The sequence below is a fragment of the Vibrio sp. L3-7 genome (assembly GCF_963898195.1).
GTDB classification, from domain to species: domain Bacteria; phylum Pseudomonadota; class Gammaproteobacteria; order Enterobacterales; family Vibrionaceae; genus Vibrio; species Vibrio echinoideorum.
This window is the reverse complement of the sequence record NZ_CAWQUW010000010.1, coordinates 1-15,725: the sequence shown is the minus strand read 5'-3', so window position 1 is coordinate 15,725 and position 15,725 is coordinate 1. Positions and strand designations below refer to the sequence as shown.

Sequence of the window (15,725 nt, the reverse complement as noted above, 5' to 3'; positions counted from 1 at the left end):
AATTGTCCATTTATTGAGAATTGTTAGTTGCCAATAATCACCTAGTTTCATATAATCATGCGCACATACTTCGCTTGAAATATTGTAATACCTACTTTGCCCACTCTCATCCAGTCTGACAGTGGGCTTTTTTTACCTTGCCATACCAGTATTATTCATTAATTGCTAATTTAGGAAAGTCACAGACTCATTTTCAGATTTTGTACAATTTCCTTTGGCATTGAAGAGTGGCCAATGTGTAAACAAGCGTCACGTATGGGCGGGAGATGGTTCGTAAAGTAGGCGCGCCTTAGCTTGCATAAGAACAAACTAAGACGCGAACGCATCATTGAGTACTAAGGCTTAAATAATACGATGCGCATTCAAAATGTAACTGAAAAAATCGGACAATTCCAGACCTACTAAAATTCAATTGCCATCAACCCTCTGTGCCCCTTTTGCGAATGCCTGAGACTTTGACTTGAGAGCCCCAGGATGGAGCAAATACGCTCAATTGAAATCGGTTGATTTGACACCATGTAAAGAGTTCTGTATCTATAATTGACTCATAATGACCAAAAATAAAGGCAGCTCCATTCCCAATAAATGTAATCTAGTCTCATTGCAAGACTTAGCCCGCTGGAATCAAGATAAGCGAATAGGGCGACGTACAAAACACAATGAAGAGAATATTGTCAATCAACAGTATCGCGTACCATTGAGCCGTCTAGAGCAAGCTCTAGTAGATTACGCATCTGGTCAGTTTCGATTTAAAAAAGAAGTCGCTAAAAAGTACAAAATGTCAGCACAAACCTTGGTTCATCATGCCAATCTTCGGGGGATCAGTTTCATTAAAAAAGACGCAGAAGACTAAATTGAAGCCAATTTAGGTAAATTGACACCCATAATAGAGAGTATCTTTCGTGATATTGAGTCATAAGCTAAGTGACACATAATATCTTGACAATACTGAAGTACTCCATAGATTGTTAATGTCCGGTTTTATGAAGCGAATTTTTGTTCCTAAACGTTTTAGTTTATAACTTTAAGTTGATGTGTAAACACAAGTCCAACTTACGTCTCCTTGGTGCAGACATAAGTTACGTTAATTCATTGTTATTTTTAACGTTTCATTCTGCTAATCGATTGAGTTTCAAGTACAATTGACTTCACCGATGATCTTAACATCGGTTTTGATACTGACTTATATTCAAGGATTTATATATGAACAAAATGTTAATAGCAGCAGTTGCCTCTTCTGTATTTCTACTTGCTGGTTGTTCTTCGGGCCCAGATGAAGAAACCATGACCAAGATGAACGCTCTAAACGATCAAGTAAGCCAGCTAAACCAAGATGTACAAGCCCTGAAGGACGAGAAAGCAACACTAACCTCTGAAGCTCAGCGAGCTAAAAGCACCGCAGAAGTCGCTCAAGAAGAAGCGGCTCGCGCAAACGAGCGAATCGACAACATAGCACAGTCTTACACTAAATAATTCTGCCATTATACCTCCCGTGGGGAGGTATTTTCATCTACAGTTAAAATTCAAGTATATTTCCTTCTCTTCCAATAAGACGGATTCTAGTGCCCTTACAATTAAGAAAAAACACCATTAGCTTAGCAAACACAAAAGCCAAAAAGGTGCTCATAATGAACTCAAAAGGAGGGGTTGGAAAATCAACGGTTGTCATCGGCATAATCAGCCAGCTTTTAAATCAAGGTTATAAAGTCGCCCTTATCGATTTTGACAAACAAAAGTCGAGCCACGATTGGGCAATAAACATAATTCCAGGATTTGTAAGCGCATACACCCCCTCTTTTTATAGCTTGTCTGAACTCACTTTGAAAATCCGAGTACCGAAAGACACAGACTTTGTGATCGTTGATTCTCCGTCTAACTTCACACAAGGGGAAATGGCGAGGTATATTCATTTTATGGATGGTGTCATCATTCCAATGGCTCCCTCACCAATAGATCTTCATGCCAGTTTGCCATTTATAAAATCGTTACTTGACTCAAAGGTGTTAAGTAGGAAGAAGATCTCTTTATCTTTTATAATAAATCGATGCTACTCTCACGATGAAAGATTAAGAAAAGTTCACCACCTACTCAGTCACTTCAGACACTATCCGACGATTGGAGTGGTCACCGAAGATCGCTGTTATCAAGATGCTTTTTACAATAGAACTGTGCTTACGGGAACTCATGACAAAAATACGTGGGATAAGATAGTAAACTGGATACAACGCTTACCTGGCAAGTAATTGATTGCATGTTTGCCAGGCTGAACACCAACACTAAATGTAATTTTGTGTTCAGCTCTTAATGTACTTCACTCCTGATGGGTTACTCAATCAAGCGTGCGTCATAATTACAACGCTCAACAGTTACTCTATCTAACCGTCTAGGTTCAAGGAAATCAATTAATTCGTCATTTAGCTGGCAGATTCGGCACTGTTCACCACAGAATGCTTCCTGAGAAATAAAGTGTTCATTGACTAACTGTATCACTACCGCTTCAGCTAAATCATAAACCCTTGTATCTTGCTCTGAAGATACACCTAAAAGACTATTAAGAGTCTTAACAATATCAAGTTCTAGTGCATTCATAAAACGGTTATCCATTCCCACGTTATATTCCTACTTAGAAAAGTCGTGCAAGCCCTTACAATACCACCACCGCCCTCACCAAAACAAAGTGGTTGACACGCATCATACCCTCTTTTAACCTAAATACTTCAAACGTTGAATACTGACGCACCAGTATTAAGCACACGGGTTTAACCGCCCTTAAATGGCTCTCTGAAACGTGTCGCGGCTTCTTTTTAAAGAAGTGAAAGCATACTGATAATCCATCAGCTACCCCTCACCACCCATAGGAAACCTTTCCTTTGGGCAAGTGTTTCCTTGTTTTACAACAGGAGAAACACATGGACTACACAACCCTACTCGATAACTTCGTTTTTTGGGGCATCTTTCTACTGGTCTTTTGGCTGGTTTGGAAAAGTCATGCACCCATGACGTTTTTTGCTGCGCATTGGACACTGCTTCAACGCAACGCGGCGCCGATCCTTCGTATGAAGTTCGCACGCCAAAGACGTTAACACTCAAGCTATCTTGCCGAATCACCTCACCTTTTTAGGAGCTTTCTCCTAAAGGGGTCGCTCCTTTTTTATTAGGAGCGATTATGAGTCAAACTACCCCACCGCTATTTGGTCACTATGTACTTAATGACGCCCTCGATCCATCGGGCTTTATTGATATTACAGCAACAGCCAAGGACGCGGGCTTTTACTTCCCGTACACAGGCATCAGTCAACAAGCGTACTTTCAAGCGGTTGATGTGCCGGACGTTATCATTGAGTGCAGCAAAGAGAAGCTTACCCTTCAATTGCTGAAACTGGCGCGGCGAGCCGCCCGTAAAGTACCGGCTCAGTCGCAGGTGCCCTTTACGGTGTGCCAACCACCCAGCCTCGATAATATGTACGTCAACCGCTCACTCGACTTAATTGCGAGCATTGAGCGAGACCGACACGATCAACCTATGCTCATCATCACGACCAAAGAGGACGAGGTGCACGACGCATAATCATTGACCGTCAATACGGTGGTGCTTTGCACCACCTTTACCCATGAGGGGGCTTCCCTTCATGGGTGCTCCTTTTTATTAGGAGCACCTGTATGCGATACCAATCCTCCTATGGCCAAGGCAAATTGCAAGAGCTGCAAGACGCCCCTGGCGAATACTACCAACTCACCGAGCCGGTGAGTCCCGATGAACTGCTGGATATGGCAAAAGCCATCGCCATCGACCGTTTATCTCGCGGGGCCACCTTAACCACACCAGAACAAACGAAACGGACCCTCAGTGGTTTACTGCAGGGAATGGACAGAGAAGTCTTTGGTGTGCTCTTTCTTAATACCCAACATCAGTTGATTGAGTTTGAGATATTGTTTTATGGCACCGTTAACTCGGCCAGTGTCTACCCAAGAGAGGTCGTGAAACGCGCCCTACTTTGGAATGCCACCTCGGTCATTTTATGTCATAACCACCCTAGCCTATGCAACGAGCCCAGTCAGGCGGACCGGCGCATCACACGGCAATTGTCGGATGCACTGGCACTGATTGACGTGCGCATCCTCGACCACTTTGTGGTCGGTGAAACCGTCACCTCATTTGCTGAGCGTGGCTGGCTTTAACTTTTACAATTCCCTAACCGGAGAGGTCTTCCGGTGGGAGGCCTTTTGACTTTTAACTCAGGAGGCCAACATGGTCCAAGTACCCGGCACACTCACCATCAAAACCGTTAGCGGGCGTTATGGCGACTTTAACGTCGCCATGCTCGATACCGACATTGGTCAATTCTCCGTTCGAGACGCGGTCTTAGATGAATACAGCGAAGGCACCTATCAAGGCACCTTTGGGTTACAACGTATTTATCCAGGCAGCTATCAAACCAGCAACCGATTTGTGATTGAAACGCGCGCCGAGCTTAACGGCATTTGGCTCAGTGATTACAAAGAAGAGGCGCTGCCACGAGACGAGCCAATGGAAGAAGATCCGTTAGCCAAAGAGCGCAAGGCGCAGCAGCAACTGACCGAGCAGCGAGACGTGGCCAGTCAGGCGTTGGCGTTGGCGTCGCCTCACGAAAGTCAAGAGGACTTAGTCAGCTTGTTTGGGCCACTGTGGCCATTACCAAGTCACATTGGTGACATCGTCAAGCTCACCCCAGAAGTGGGGCGAGAAGTGATGGGCAAACAACTGGCTTACCTCAAGCGTCGCATCAATGATGAGCGCGTGTGGAAGTTTGAGCCCAAAGCGCAGCATTGGATGCGCCTTCGTCTTGATGAGGAGGCAAGCTAATGGCCGTAATGCACCCGCGCGTGGCGCACAACTACCTCAAGGACGGGTATTACCCGACCGATGAGGCGACCTTAACCCAGATAGCCAAGCGGCTTCGGTTCAAGGCGGGCACTCAGCGCTTGCTCGACCCGTGTTGCGGGGAAGGCAAGGCGCTGGCTCAGTTGGCGAGTCACATCGACCACCATGAGCAGAGCGCGCTTCACACCTATGGGGTGGAGCTGGATGAAGCGCGAGCCGTCACTGCCAGTCAATGCCTCGATTCGGTGCTGCGCAGCAATGCGTTTGACACACAAATCGGCTCAGGCAGTCAAACGTTGCTGTTTTTAAACCCGCCGTATGGCGCGGTGGTCACCGACCAGGTGGACAAGCAGCATCGTGACATGGCCAGACTGGAAGTGCAGTTCACTCAACGCCTGCTCCCCACGCTAAAGCGCGACGGCGTATTGGCGTTGGTGGTGCCCTATCCCTCTCTCTCGCCTGCGTTTAGTCGTTATCTTGCGATGCGGCTACGACAGGTCGAGGTGTTTGCCGCCTCTACGGGCCGCTTTAAACAAGTGGTCATCTTAGGGCGCAAAGCGGACATGAGAGGGCCAGAGCATCAAACGGAGCGCACACAAACGGCGACCCTGTTGATAAACGCTGGCGAAGGTAAGGTGATACAGCCTTACCCCGCTCAACCGTTTGAGATAACCCCGGTCAATGACGCGTCGTTTCGGTTTGAAATGATACGGCCAGACACCGGGCAACTGGAGCAAGCGTTTGGGGCGCATGGGGGGCTTTGGCCGACCTTTGACACCCAATTTAACCTCGCGAGGCACCATCAAGTGCCTCGGCCGTTAAGAAAACTGTCACCTTGGCATTTGTCGTTGTCGCTCGCGGCGGGACAAATTGCCGGCAAGGTGCACAGCAACGATGGCTCTCAGACCCTGCTGGTCAAAGGCGGCACTCAAAAAGTGCAGCGCACCGTGACGACGGTTGATGAAAGTCAAACCATCACCACCGTGATAGACCAATTTCAACCGCTCATTCGAGCAATTGACCTCACCCCGGGTGAGCGCTTTGGTCGCATCGTGGTCATACAATAACTTCACTGCCCGTCAGGCGCTTTTCCTGACGGGAAGGCGCCTTATTTTTTATAAGGAACCTAACCATGAAGACTTCACTGATTTCGCTCGATAACGGGCTTTATCTCGATGCGGTGGTCACCACCACTGACAACCAAGTGCAATTTCTCTCCGTATGGGGACGCGATGGCGCCATGCAACACTTTTTCGCCGCGCTCACGCTACCGATGAGCGAAGGCGGAATACGCGTCATGACCGTCAAATTACCGGAAGGCAATCTGGTGCTCGACTTTGCTCAGGCGAAGTCACTCACCAAACGCACCACGCGGTTACCCAAACACACGCCTGTGGGCGAATGGGTGCACACCTGGCTGATTCACCCGTCGTTACTGAAACCTAGCGGTCAAAGTATGACGGTGATGAGTCAAACCCCACTGTCTCACGCCACGTTGTGGCCAACGCTCAAGCAGCTGTGTCATTTGCCGCTGTTAGAGCATTGGCAACCGGCCCTGCAACCAAGACTGCAATCCATGATTCACGAGCTGCCCTCCTATGGGGTATTTGCGTATCACTTGGACTTGCAGATTGACGTGATGGAGCCCTTAGTCAGTGAAGCGCTGCAGCAAGGCGTGTTAACCGTACCGCAAGGAGCTATGTTATGAGCGACTCGACAGACACCACTCAACAAAACGCGCAAGACAACGTGTTGTCTCTGCATGACTTCATCGACCAATTCGGTGACGGCCTACTGGCCAACATCGAAGCGGCGCACCCAGCTCGGTATCAGTCAGCGTGTGAAAAGCGCGCTGCGGTAATGCAATCGCTTAAGCGGGTGCCGTTTGAGGCGCAAGCCGAAGCGATTCAGGCCATCAGTACCCTACTGCTCGATGAGCGTGCCCCGGCGGGCATTCTCAACGGCGAAATGGGCACGGGCAAAACCATCATGGGTATCGCCACCACGGCGATTGCCTACGATGAAGGTAAAGCCAAGCGCTTTTTGCTGTTAGCTCCGCCGCACCTGGTGTACAAATGGCGCCGAGAAATTCTCGACACTGTTCACAACGCCAAGGTGTGGGTGCTCAATGGCCCTGATACGTTGCGCTCTTTGCTCAAGCTGAGACAAGCCGCGCCTCATGATGGGCCTGAGTACGTGATACTGGGCCGAGTTCGGATGCGCATGGGGTATCACTGGGAGAGCGCCTATCAAACCAAGACGCTCAAACGTACGTTAGGCCATGACGGTCTGCAGGCGCAAACCGCCCAGCTGGACTTTGTTCGCTGCTCGGACTGCGGCGCATTAGCCAGAGATGAAGAGGGCGAGCTTATCGCTCCGACGCATTTTTCGGTGGATGTGCAACAGAGCTGCAAAGCGTGCCATGCACCGCTGTGGACGCTCAAACGTCAACGCCAACACGACAACCTGAGCAAGACCATTTCACGCGCCCTGCTGACCTTACCGACCATCGGTAAAGTCACCGCAGGGAAGTTATTGGATGGCGTGGGTGAGCGCGTGCTGGCGAAAGCGCTGACGGACAACATCTACGAGCTGGTTAACTTGCTCGATGAAGACGGGGAGTTTGTGTTTAACGACCGACAATCTGAACGCATTGAGCGCAAGTTGGCCAAAACGCAATTTGCGTTTGGTCAAGGCGACTACCAGGCGAGTGAGTTCATCAAACGCTACTTCCCGAAGGGGTTCTTTGACTGGCTCATCATCGATGAGGCGCACGAATATAAGAACGCAGGGGCGGCCCAAGGCCAAGCCATGCAGGTACTCGCAGGCTGTGTGAAACAGTGCTTACTGCTGACGGGGACGCTCATGGGCGGCTACGCGGAAGACCTTTTTTATCTGCTGTGGCGCACCATGCCATCGGTGATGATGGAAGAAGGCTATCGTTACCACCGAGGAAAACTCGGCAGCGCCGCCCTCTCGTTTTCGCAAGAGCACGGCATCATCAAGGAAACCATGAAAGTGACCCACGATGTGAACCACAAAACCGCGAAAGGTAAAAACGTCAAAGTGAGTCAAACCCGCGCGCCCGGTTTTGGGCCGATGGGGGTCGCCAAATTCGTCTTACCTTACACGGTGTTCGTCAAACTGGCTGATATGGGTGACGGCATTTTGCCAGACTACCAGGAGCACTTCATTGAAGTGGCTATGGAGGATGAGATGCAGATGCATTACGCCGACATGGAACAACGCTTAACCGCGAGGCTTCGTCAAGCGTTGGCCGCTGGAGACCAAACCCTATTAGGCGTGGTCATGAGCGCGCTGCTGGCGTGGCCCGATTGCGCGTTTCGAGAAGAGAGGGTGACTCACCCTCGCTCTCAAGAAACCCTGGCTTATATTCCGGCTTTGTTTGATGAGCAGACACCAACCCCCAAAGAGCAACAGCTCATTGAGATGGTCAATGCGAACAAACGCAAAGGCCGACGGACCTTGGTGTACACCGTTTACACCGGCAAACGCGACACCGCATCGAGGCTCAAGTCACTGCTGAGTGACCAAGGCTTAAAATGCGCCGTGCTGCGTTCAAGCGTAAAAACCGAAGACCGAGAAGATTGGATACTGGAGCAGGTGGACAGAGGCATTGATGTACTCATCACCAACCCAGAGCTGGTCAAGACCGGATTGGACTTGTTGGAGTTCCCTTCGATTGTGTTTACCAACACCGGCTATAACGTCTACACGCTGATGCAAGCGGCCAGACGCAGCTGGCGTATCGGTCAACGAGAGGACGTGGACGTGAGCTTTTTAGGCTACCAAGACAGCGCGCAAATGGCGTGTCTTGAATTGATGGCCAAGAAGATAGCGGTCACCCAATCTACCTCTGGCGACATGCCGGACAATGGATTGGATGTTCTCAACAGTGATGGCGACAGTGTGGAAGTGGCGTTAGCCAAATCCTTACTCAAGCAAACGACGCGTTAAGACGTTAACGTCTTAACTTACCCCAATGGGCACCTGATGCCCATTGGGGCTTGGGTGTCCATCGACCTTTAAGGACACAATGATGACGCAACCCATATCAACCAACCATGCCTTAGCCTTTGCGTATTTCAAAGAAGGCTTTCCGTATGGCGACGACAACCACTTATTGTTTGAGCAGGTCTCAAACGGTGGGGACTTGGAATTTTTCACTCTCGTACTGGAAACAGTCATTCCTGTGGTCGAGCAATATCTGACGCAGTTTGAGATAGATGCGCCCGATAAATTATACCTCTTCTACGGGGAGGCGTTTCCCAATCAACTGAAACGGTTACTTGAGCGAGAGCCCAATCCCACCCGACAAGCGTTGGAGCAATGCGCTGACAAGGCCTTGCAACACATCGCCCAGGCGATGCGTGAGATCCGACAATAATTCAACCCTAACCGGGAGCTTGCCTCCCGGTACGCTCCCTTTTTTATTTTAACGGGAGCAACCTATGAACAATATGAATCATGTACTGACTGAGCTGATGGCTTGGCTCGACGACAACATGGCCAATCAAACCGACTTGCATTTTGATAATGACGGTCAAGTTGATTCGGCCGCCGTCTATCAAGCCTTGTCCATGCAGCTGACCACCTTGCCGCCGTGCGACGCGTTAAAGGCCCACCTCACCTTATCGCACTCGATGCTGGCGCAAGTGGCTCACTTACAACGTGTGCACCGTCCAGCCTTCTCCTGGCAATCTCAGCTTATCACGTTGATTGAGCGAAGAACGTCAGGTGGACTGTTTGTGTCACCGAGCACCCACCCAGAGCCGTACCGTGAGTTTCACTACTATTGTGATGAGCACAATACGCTATGGGCCTTGATGGTGATGGACAACGAAGGCCGCATCATGGATGTGTATTTGCACCCTGAGCTTTACGGCGACCCAGAGGTCTTTGCGCTTTGTCTACTCTCCCAGACACAAACGGGAGAAAAAGCATGAGCAACTCTAAAGAGCAACGCCTGCAGGTGGCCAACACCATTCTCATGCAACTGGGAGGACGTCGATTCAGCATGATGACCGGCGCCAAACAGTTTGTGGCCATCGAGCGAGGGTTATTGTTTGCCTTACCGGCGAGATTAGCCAAGCAAGGCATCAATAAAATGCGTATTGAGTTGGAGGCCAACGACACGTATACCGTGACCGCTTTAAAGGCCAACGCACGTCGAGGTGATGCCAGTGAAGTTCAATGTGAATCGATGGTGTACTGCGACCAACTGGAAGCGACCTTTGAACGCATGACCGGCGTATACACTCGGCTTTAAACTTTGGAGCAAACCATGATATTGCATCAACTGTGGAGAGCAGGGCGCATTACAGCCCCTGGATGTTCCAACTAACGAAGAGCCGCCGTTCTTAGATCGTGGTGAGTTTGGAGCAGATAACCGCTATAGCCAAGAGCAGCCTGTCACGATATTACAATGTCAGCACTGCCAACATGAGATGATTGACCTATCATCGTAAACAAGAAAGGGAGAGCATCGTTGCTCTCCCTTCTTTTTTTGACTCAATTCCACCAAGCAAGCGTCTGAAGCAACCTGACTACTATTACCTATATCCAATAAGACTCAAACCATTGTCCACCGATAGACATTGAAGCAATCCCCTAATGTCCTGCGCCCGAGCGCTGTGGTTCAAAAGGCTAGTATTTTGTTTCAAAGGGTAGGCTGCGCCAAAGGGGAAAGGGGTCAAGGGAAGGGTTTTCCCAAGGGAAAAGCCCTATCCAGAAAGGGTAAAAGGAGGGGCGTCGACACAGTTACCCCCTGTTTCTAAAGAGAAAACTAATCCTTTTGCATCATAAATCCACGAAAGCCTAGACTTAGACTGTCTCCGATGGAGACAGTCTAAGTTATCTCTATCTAAGGTTGAAAAAACAAAATAACATACGTATACTATTTAAATATCTTATCCCATCGGAGTAAAGAAATGAGTTCAAAGAAACCCTTGATATTAGGTGTTTTTCAGCAAAAAGGCGGCGTTGGTAAAACGGCAGTTTCTTCTATTGTTGCTGAATATGCATCTATAAAAACGCATATGAATGTTCTAGTCGTTGATCTTGATATGCAGTGCAACAGTTCGGATTATTGGGTAGGAATGGAAAGCTCTTCTCAATCTACCGGTGGTCAGCTTCCCCCTATCCACCCAGATTGGAGCGCAGATGACCCCGATTGTGAAGATATAGAAGAGCGTTCAACAATCGCAGATACGTTTTACGGTAAAGAAGTATTACCTTACGAGACCTTTGTAAATCCTAAAAACGGTTTTACTGGAAAAGTAGATTGTCTACTGGGACACCCTGCTCTTCTTGAAAAAATCAACACTGAGTTTTCTAATGAAAGTGGGCAAATAGAAAAAAAAGTCATAAATCGTCTTAAAGAGGTCTTGTTTAACGAGTATGTCGGTGAAGATTATGATTTGGTTGTTTTAGATACAGGGCCGTCAAGAAATCCAGTTTTCAGATCGGCTATTCGTTGCGCAACTCACGCTGTTATCCCCTTCGAGCCAGAAGAAAAATCAATGCAGGGTATTAATGCAATGATACAAGTTATCCAATCCGATAACTTTGCAAGAGACGATGAAAATCAGTTGAATTTGGTTGGTTTAGTTCCAAACAAGGTTAAAATTAACACCAAACTTCACAAGGGCACTTTAGACATGCTTCACGAAAGCTTAGGTTCTATTATGCTCCCCGACGATATCTACCTACCTTATTCAATCGCCTACCCTGAGCGAGACTTAAAAGGCATCTCTCCTAAATCAATATTTCAAATTAGTAAACATCACACAGCTTTAAAGCATAGTGAAAGTTTATGTAAACACATCTTATGTGAAATATTTGGTTCTGTAGAGATTGATAATCGTCTCAAACAAAAGTAAGTGTCTCCATCGGAGACAGTAAACAAAAACAACTTATAGGTGTCTCCATCGGAGACAGTAAGGATTTAATGTGGTTAAAAAGTTTGGTTCAAATAAAAGTAGAGCAGGGACTGGTAAAGTTGAAGCTGATGGTGACGTAAGTAGCAGTGAAAAATGGACAAATGCTACGGCTTCACAACTCGACAGTAAGAGCAAAAGCATCTTAGTTAAAAACCTTCCAATCTCCCATATAAAAACTGACCAAGATAACCCGAGAAAATTAGCGATTGACACGGTTCTTGTTTCGAAAATACAAGTAAAATATCCGATTAATCAGTCATTAGAAAAGGAAGAAGATAATGGCTGGATAGAAGAATACGTTGAAAAAGTAGTAAAGGACTTTGGACTTAAAGAAAAACAAATTGGTGATTTAACGTCAATTATTGAGTTCTGCGCAGTTCTTAAATCCCCTACTCGACTCTTACACCCAATCGTTGTTTGGCAAGAGGACAGTGTATTTCACTTAATCTCTGGCGAAAGGCGTTTACTCACTCACATTATGTTGGGTGAACAATATATTTCTTCAAGAATTAATGAGGAACGTCTAACTAAAAACGAAATAGATGTTCTGCAATGGGAAGAAAACGTTCACCGTGAAGATATGACCATCTTTGAAAAAACGATGAGACTTGAAAAGTTGATCCACGGAACGCACGGAATAGAAAAAATATCCGTTAGGAAATTAGGAACAGTCTCCGGCTTATCGACAGCAGACGCCCAAAGATATCTAGCGATCATTAAATATAAAGTCAAACACAAGACAGATATTTTAATAAAAGCTATTGAGGAAGGTAAAATTACCAGTCTTCAAAAATGTGCAGCATTAGCACAATTAGAACCAGAAGACCTGAAAGCAAAACTTGAAGGCAGACCAACTAAACAGTCTTTAACGGCCCACAAACCTGTCATTAAAATTAGTAAAGAAGCTGATGTGGATGTCATGAAGAGAATTATTGAAGCAGCCACTAAAGAGTTTAAAGCAGAAAAAGTGTTAGAAAGTTTAGATCTAAATAAATCTAAAGACCTGAATGAAGCATTCAATTTATTAGTTACTTTTTTGAAAGATGAGAAAAAGTAGGGCAGTTATAAATGATTAAAACAAACAAGGCATCTCTACAACCAGTCAAGCGTATAGCCGTAAGAATACCATCAAAGATGGTAGAGAAGATTGAAACTAACCTTCTTGCTTCTGGTTACAATAAAAAACAACGTCTTTATTGGTTTGAAGATGTGTTAGCCGAATTGTTTGAAAAGGACGATTTTCATAATTTAATTGCTGAAGAGTTCATTGAACCTGGAACAACAAAAACGATCAATCTGAGTCTTACTGTCAAAACCTTCGATATAGTGAAGAAAGTAGTTAAAGAAGTAGAAGCCCAAGAAGACGTCAAGACAGATCGAAGTTCGGTGATTAGAACAGCTATTATTCAACGATTGTTGAAAAAGGTTTAGATATGGCTAAAGATTTGATACCAACAGAACAATTAGAACTATTTGTCGCCAATATCATTGATGCGTCTCCAAAAGGGGAAACGCATTCTATGGAGTTTCCTTTGTTTAGCATTAGTTCTAAAGTCGATACTGATACATATCATTATCATAATAAAAAGACAGGTGCATCAATTGAGATAGTACCAAATGATAAGGGTAGGGCAACGATACACGATAAAGATTTATTGTTGTATTGCTTCGGTCAAATAGCAGAGGCACAAAATAGAGGGCAAGCAGTCGGTCAAAAGATACATATTACACTGTATGATTTTCTAAAAAGTACGAATAAAAGTACTGACGGTAAATCCTATAAAGCGGTACTAGAAAGTTTAAAGCGTTTAGCAGGCACAACCGTTTATACCACTACACATAATAATGGTTTAAAGAGGGATAAAGGTTTTAGCTTCGTTAGTGACTACGACTTAATCACTGACGAAAAAACAGGTCGAATGAAATATGTAGAGCTTATCTTACCTTCTATTTTGTTTGATGCCGTAAGTAACAATCAGATCTTAACTTATGCGCCCCAATATTTTTCTTTAAGATCACCATACGATAGACGATTGTACGAACTCTGCAGGAAACATTGTGGAAATCAATCGAAATGGGAGATAGGGTTAGAAAATCTCTATAATAAATTCGGGGTTAAATCTCCATTACGAGAATTTAGGCGAAAAATAAAAGAGATTGATAAGAAACAGTCCATTCCTGATTATGTCGTGACCTATTCAACAGCAAAAGAAACAAAAACAGTTGAAAAAATAATTGTTTATAAAGACAAAGAAGGAAGTATAAAAGAAGAATATAAAAGATTTAAAAACACTTAAAACTCGGGGTTTTAACCACACACTCCAAAAACAGATGCTATTTTGAACAAAAACTTCGAGGTTTTAAACACATAATTTAGAAAACATACGCTTTAACACTTATGAAAAATAAAAAGTGACTAATAACATACCGTATATTTTTAAGTTTTGTTTTTATTGTTGGTGTTCGGGGTTTTGACCACAGAATAAGCTGTGCATAACCTGTTAACAATAGGTGCGTAAGTCGTTAATTGACTCGTGGTTTGAAACACAGTAAGAACGTGGTTGTGAACACGCAGCATCGTGGTTGTAAACACGCCACTAAACACGCACCATCGTGGTTTAGAACACAATACATCGAGGTTCTGAACACGAAATGACTCGGAAAGCCCCGTTATACAAGGTCTTAGGGAAACGTAACCTTTTAACTGATTAACTATATTACTAACTCTTTATAACGGATTTTTTCAAATTAGAAGCTATTTAACTATTATTAAACCACTTTTAATAATCAAATAATCTTAAAAAAGTTGTGAGACCAATCGAAAGGCGAGTAACCGTTAAAAAACGCCTCCAGATATCACTACAGTGAGTATCAATCAAGGTTTCTGCTGAGAGCATATAAATACGCCTATATCAGCAATCAATTACTTTTTGCCTACCCTATGGAGCGTCAACCAGATTAACCTAAGAGAATTGTTGTACTACCATTCTAAAAGATATTGGCTACACAGCAGAACGTCTCATTGAGAATACGAAAGATAGACCATAGCGTGTGAGAAGCGTCAACGTTACGTGTTGTATTGATACTCACACTCAGGAAAGACATGTTGTTGCTTTCGTATCCACCGCTCTGTGGCTTTTATGCCACAACTGCTGCAAAAGCGAGATTTACACGTCTGGTGAATGTATTTGTGATGGGTGCAGTCAGCATGACTGCATCGATACTCTTTAGAGCCAAAAGTAGCGGTACTGCAAGCGAGCATCTTGGTGACGTTTTCAATGACGACGGTTCGGAGGGTTTCTCGGTACTTATTGAGGTAGTTCAGCCAAGTATCGTTGGTATTGAAGAGTTGTTTGATGAGCTTATTCGGGTGCATGACCTATAGGGTAAACGATTCATGTAAAGCACCCTAGTAGGTTGAGTCTCTTTGTTTTCGGCCGTAGGCCGCTCAGGCGACACCGTCGCCGGTTCATTATAATTTATTAAGCTCAATCGTCCTCCTAGTAACTGTTTAACTCGATACATCGCCGTTTCTGAGAGTGAACGTTTGTGGTATCCATACCGCTCTTTCCAATACTTATTTGAGCCGTATAACTTCTGACAACCCACGGCAATATTTCGAGGGTGACCACGCTCCCAGAAGGCTGCTCCTTCTCTTGGGGGAATAAGCGCAATGGCCCCCTTAATCTTAATAGCAGCGTGACACGCTCTCGTGTCGTAAGCGCCATCACCAGACACCTCAAGGATACTTCGGCGTGTTTGTTTCAGTAAGTTCGGGAGTACTTCTCCATCTGTAACCGTCGATAAACTTAGCTCGGCGGCAATGATCTCATGAGTGTTGGTATCGACGGCAATATGAAGCTTTCGCCAGACTCTACGCTTGCCATCCGTCCCGTGTTTTT

19 protein-coding genes and 1 pseudogene are annotated in these 15,725 nt (G+C 45.7%); 17 read left to right on the top strand and 3 right to left on the bottom strand.

Translation table 11 applies throughout. From position 1 onward, the window contains the following. Positions 1-550 precede the first annotated feature (550 nt). From AACW75_RS09045 to AACW75_RS09035, 3 genes are all read left to right on the top strand, one after another. The gene (locus AACW75_RS09045; RefSeq protein WP_136981423.1) at positions 551-853 is read left to right on the top strand and encodes a hypothetical protein; all 303 of its coding nucleotides are present in this window, start codon (positions 551-553) and stop codon (positions 851-853) included. A 350-nt stretch (positions 854-1,203) separates the two neighbouring features. Further along, the gene (locus tag AACW75_RS09040) at positions 1,204-1,473 is read left to right on the top strand and encodes an Lpp/OprI family alanine-zipper lipoprotein (RefSeq protein ID WP_102300497.1); all 270 of its coding nucleotides are present in this window, start codon (positions 1,204-1,206) and stop codon (positions 1,471-1,473) included. Positions 1,474-1,562: 89 nt separating this feature from the next. Continuing rightward, positions 1,563-2,243 carry a nucleotide-binding protein gene (locus tag AACW75_RS09035; protein ID WP_032545351.1) on the top strand — a complete coding sequence of 227 codons (681 nt, stop codon included), beginning with the start codon at positions 1,563-1,565 and terminating at the stop codon, positions 2,241-2,243. 82 nt (positions 2,244-2,325) lie between these two features. On the opposite strand, the gene AACW75_RS09030 is transcribed toward AACW75_RS09035, so the two are convergent. After that, positions 2,326-2,604 (bottom strand): hypothetical protein, encoded by a 279-nt coding sequence (locus tag AACW75_RS09030; RefSeq protein ID WP_020628665.1) that lies wholly within the window; start codon positions 2,602-2,604, stop codon positions 2,326-2,328. 305 nt (positions 2,605-2,909) lie between these two features. Between AACW75_RS09030 and AACW75_RS09025 the strand changes: the two genes are divergently transcribed. From AACW75_RS09025 to AACW75_RS08960, 14 genes are all read left to right on the top strand, one after another. Continuing rightward, positions 2,910-3,083, top strand: a complete 174-nt coding sequence (locus AACW75_RS09025; RefSeq protein WP_019820925.1) for a hypothetical protein — start codon at positions 2,910-2,912, stop codon at positions 3,081-3,083. An 83-nt stretch (positions 3,084-3,166) separates the two neighbouring features. Beyond that, positions 3,167-3,568, top strand: coding sequence for a hypothetical protein (locus tag AACW75_RS09020; RefSeq protein ID WP_237297719.1), 402 nt, complete (start codon positions 3,167-3,169; stop codon positions 3,566-3,568). Positions 3,569-3,660: 92 nt separating this feature from the next. Continuing rightward, on the top strand, positions 3,661-4,179 hold the full coding sequence (locus AACW75_RS09015) for a JAB domain-containing protein (RefSeq protein WP_237297718.1): 519 nt from the start codon (positions 3,661-3,663) through the stop codon (positions 4,177-4,179). Between the two features lie 70 nt (positions 4,180-4,249). Beyond that, the gene (locus tag AACW75_RS09010; RefSeq protein ID WP_237297717.1) at positions 4,250-4,843 is read left to right on the top strand and encodes a DUF3275 family protein; all 594 of its coding nucleotides are present in this window, start codon (positions 4,250-4,252) and stop codon (positions 4,841-4,843) included. Next, a complete protein-coding gene (locus tag AACW75_RS09005) occupies positions 4,843-5,928 on the top strand; it encodes a DUF6094 domain-containing protein (protein WP_237297716.1) in 1,086 nt (361 codons plus the stop codon). The genes AACW75_RS09010 and AACW75_RS09005 overlap by 1 nt, the downstream gene beginning before the upstream one ends. A 65-nt stretch (positions 5,929-5,993) precedes the next feature. Continuing rightward, complete coding sequence (locus tag AACW75_RS09000) at positions 5,994-6,569, top strand: hypothetical protein (RefSeq protein ID WP_237297715.1); 576 nt, start codon at positions 5,994-5,996, stop codon at positions 6,567-6,569. Next, positions 6,566-8,839, top strand: coding sequence for a DEAD/DEAH box helicase family protein (locus tag AACW75_RS08995; protein ID WP_237297714.1), 2,274 nt, complete (start codon positions 6,566-6,568; stop codon positions 8,837-8,839). Before AACW75_RS09000 ends, AACW75_RS08995 begins: the two co-directional genes overlap by 4 nt. A 79-nt stretch (positions 8,840-8,918) precedes the next feature. After that, positions 8,919-9,269 carry a hypothetical protein gene (locus AACW75_RS08990; protein WP_237297713.1) on the top strand — a complete coding sequence of 117 codons (351 nt, stop codon included), beginning with the start codon at positions 8,919-8,921 and terminating at the stop codon, positions 9,267-9,269. 64 nt (positions 9,270-9,333) lie between these two features. Then, positions 9,334-9,828: a hypothetical protein gene (locus tag AACW75_RS08985; protein WP_237297712.1), complete on the top strand. Its 495-nt coding sequence runs from the start codon at positions 9,334-9,336 to the stop codon at positions 9,826-9,828. Beyond that, positions 9,825-10,151 (top strand): hypothetical protein, encoded by a 327-nt coding sequence (locus AACW75_RS08980; protein ID WP_237297711.1) that lies wholly within the window; start codon positions 9,825-9,827, stop codon positions 10,149-10,151. The genes AACW75_RS08985 and AACW75_RS08980 overlap by 4 nt, the downstream gene beginning before the upstream one ends. Before the next feature lie 661 nt (positions 10,152-10,812). After that, a complete protein-coding gene (locus AACW75_RS08975; protein ID WP_019820937.1) occupies positions 10,813-11,763 on the top strand; it encodes a ParA family protein in 951 nt (316 codons plus the stop codon). A gap of 70 nt (positions 11,764-11,833) precedes the next feature. Next, positions 11,834-12,880, top strand: a complete 1,047-nt coding sequence (locus AACW75_RS08970; protein WP_019820938.1) for a hypothetical protein — start codon at positions 11,834-11,836, stop codon at positions 12,878-12,880. A gap of 11 nt (positions 12,881-12,891) precedes the next feature. After that, positions 12,892-13,254, top strand: coding sequence for a hypothetical protein (locus tag AACW75_RS08965; protein WP_017108794.1), 363 nt, complete (start codon positions 12,892-12,894; stop codon positions 13,252-13,254). Positions 13,255-13,256: 2 nt separating this feature from the next. Continuing rightward, positions 13,257-14,120: a replication initiator protein A gene (locus tag AACW75_RS08960; RefSeq protein WP_019820939.1), complete on the top strand. Its 864-nt coding sequence runs from the start codon at positions 13,257-13,259 to the stop codon at positions 14,118-14,120. 697 nt (positions 14,121-14,817) lie between these two features. On the opposite strand, the pseudogene AACW75_RS08955 reads toward AACW75_RS08960, so the two are convergent. Then, positions 14,818-15,199, bottom strand: a pseudogene (locus AACW75_RS08955) (transposase zinc-binding domain-containing protein); the annotation flags it as partial. Then, positions 15,145-15,725, bottom strand: a 581-nt coding sequence (locus tag AACW75_RS08950; protein ID WP_445329518.1) for an IS5 family transposase, incomplete at its 5' end; no start/stop codon positions are given. The gene AACW75_RS08950 and the pseudogene AACW75_RS08955, both read right to left, overlap by 55 nt.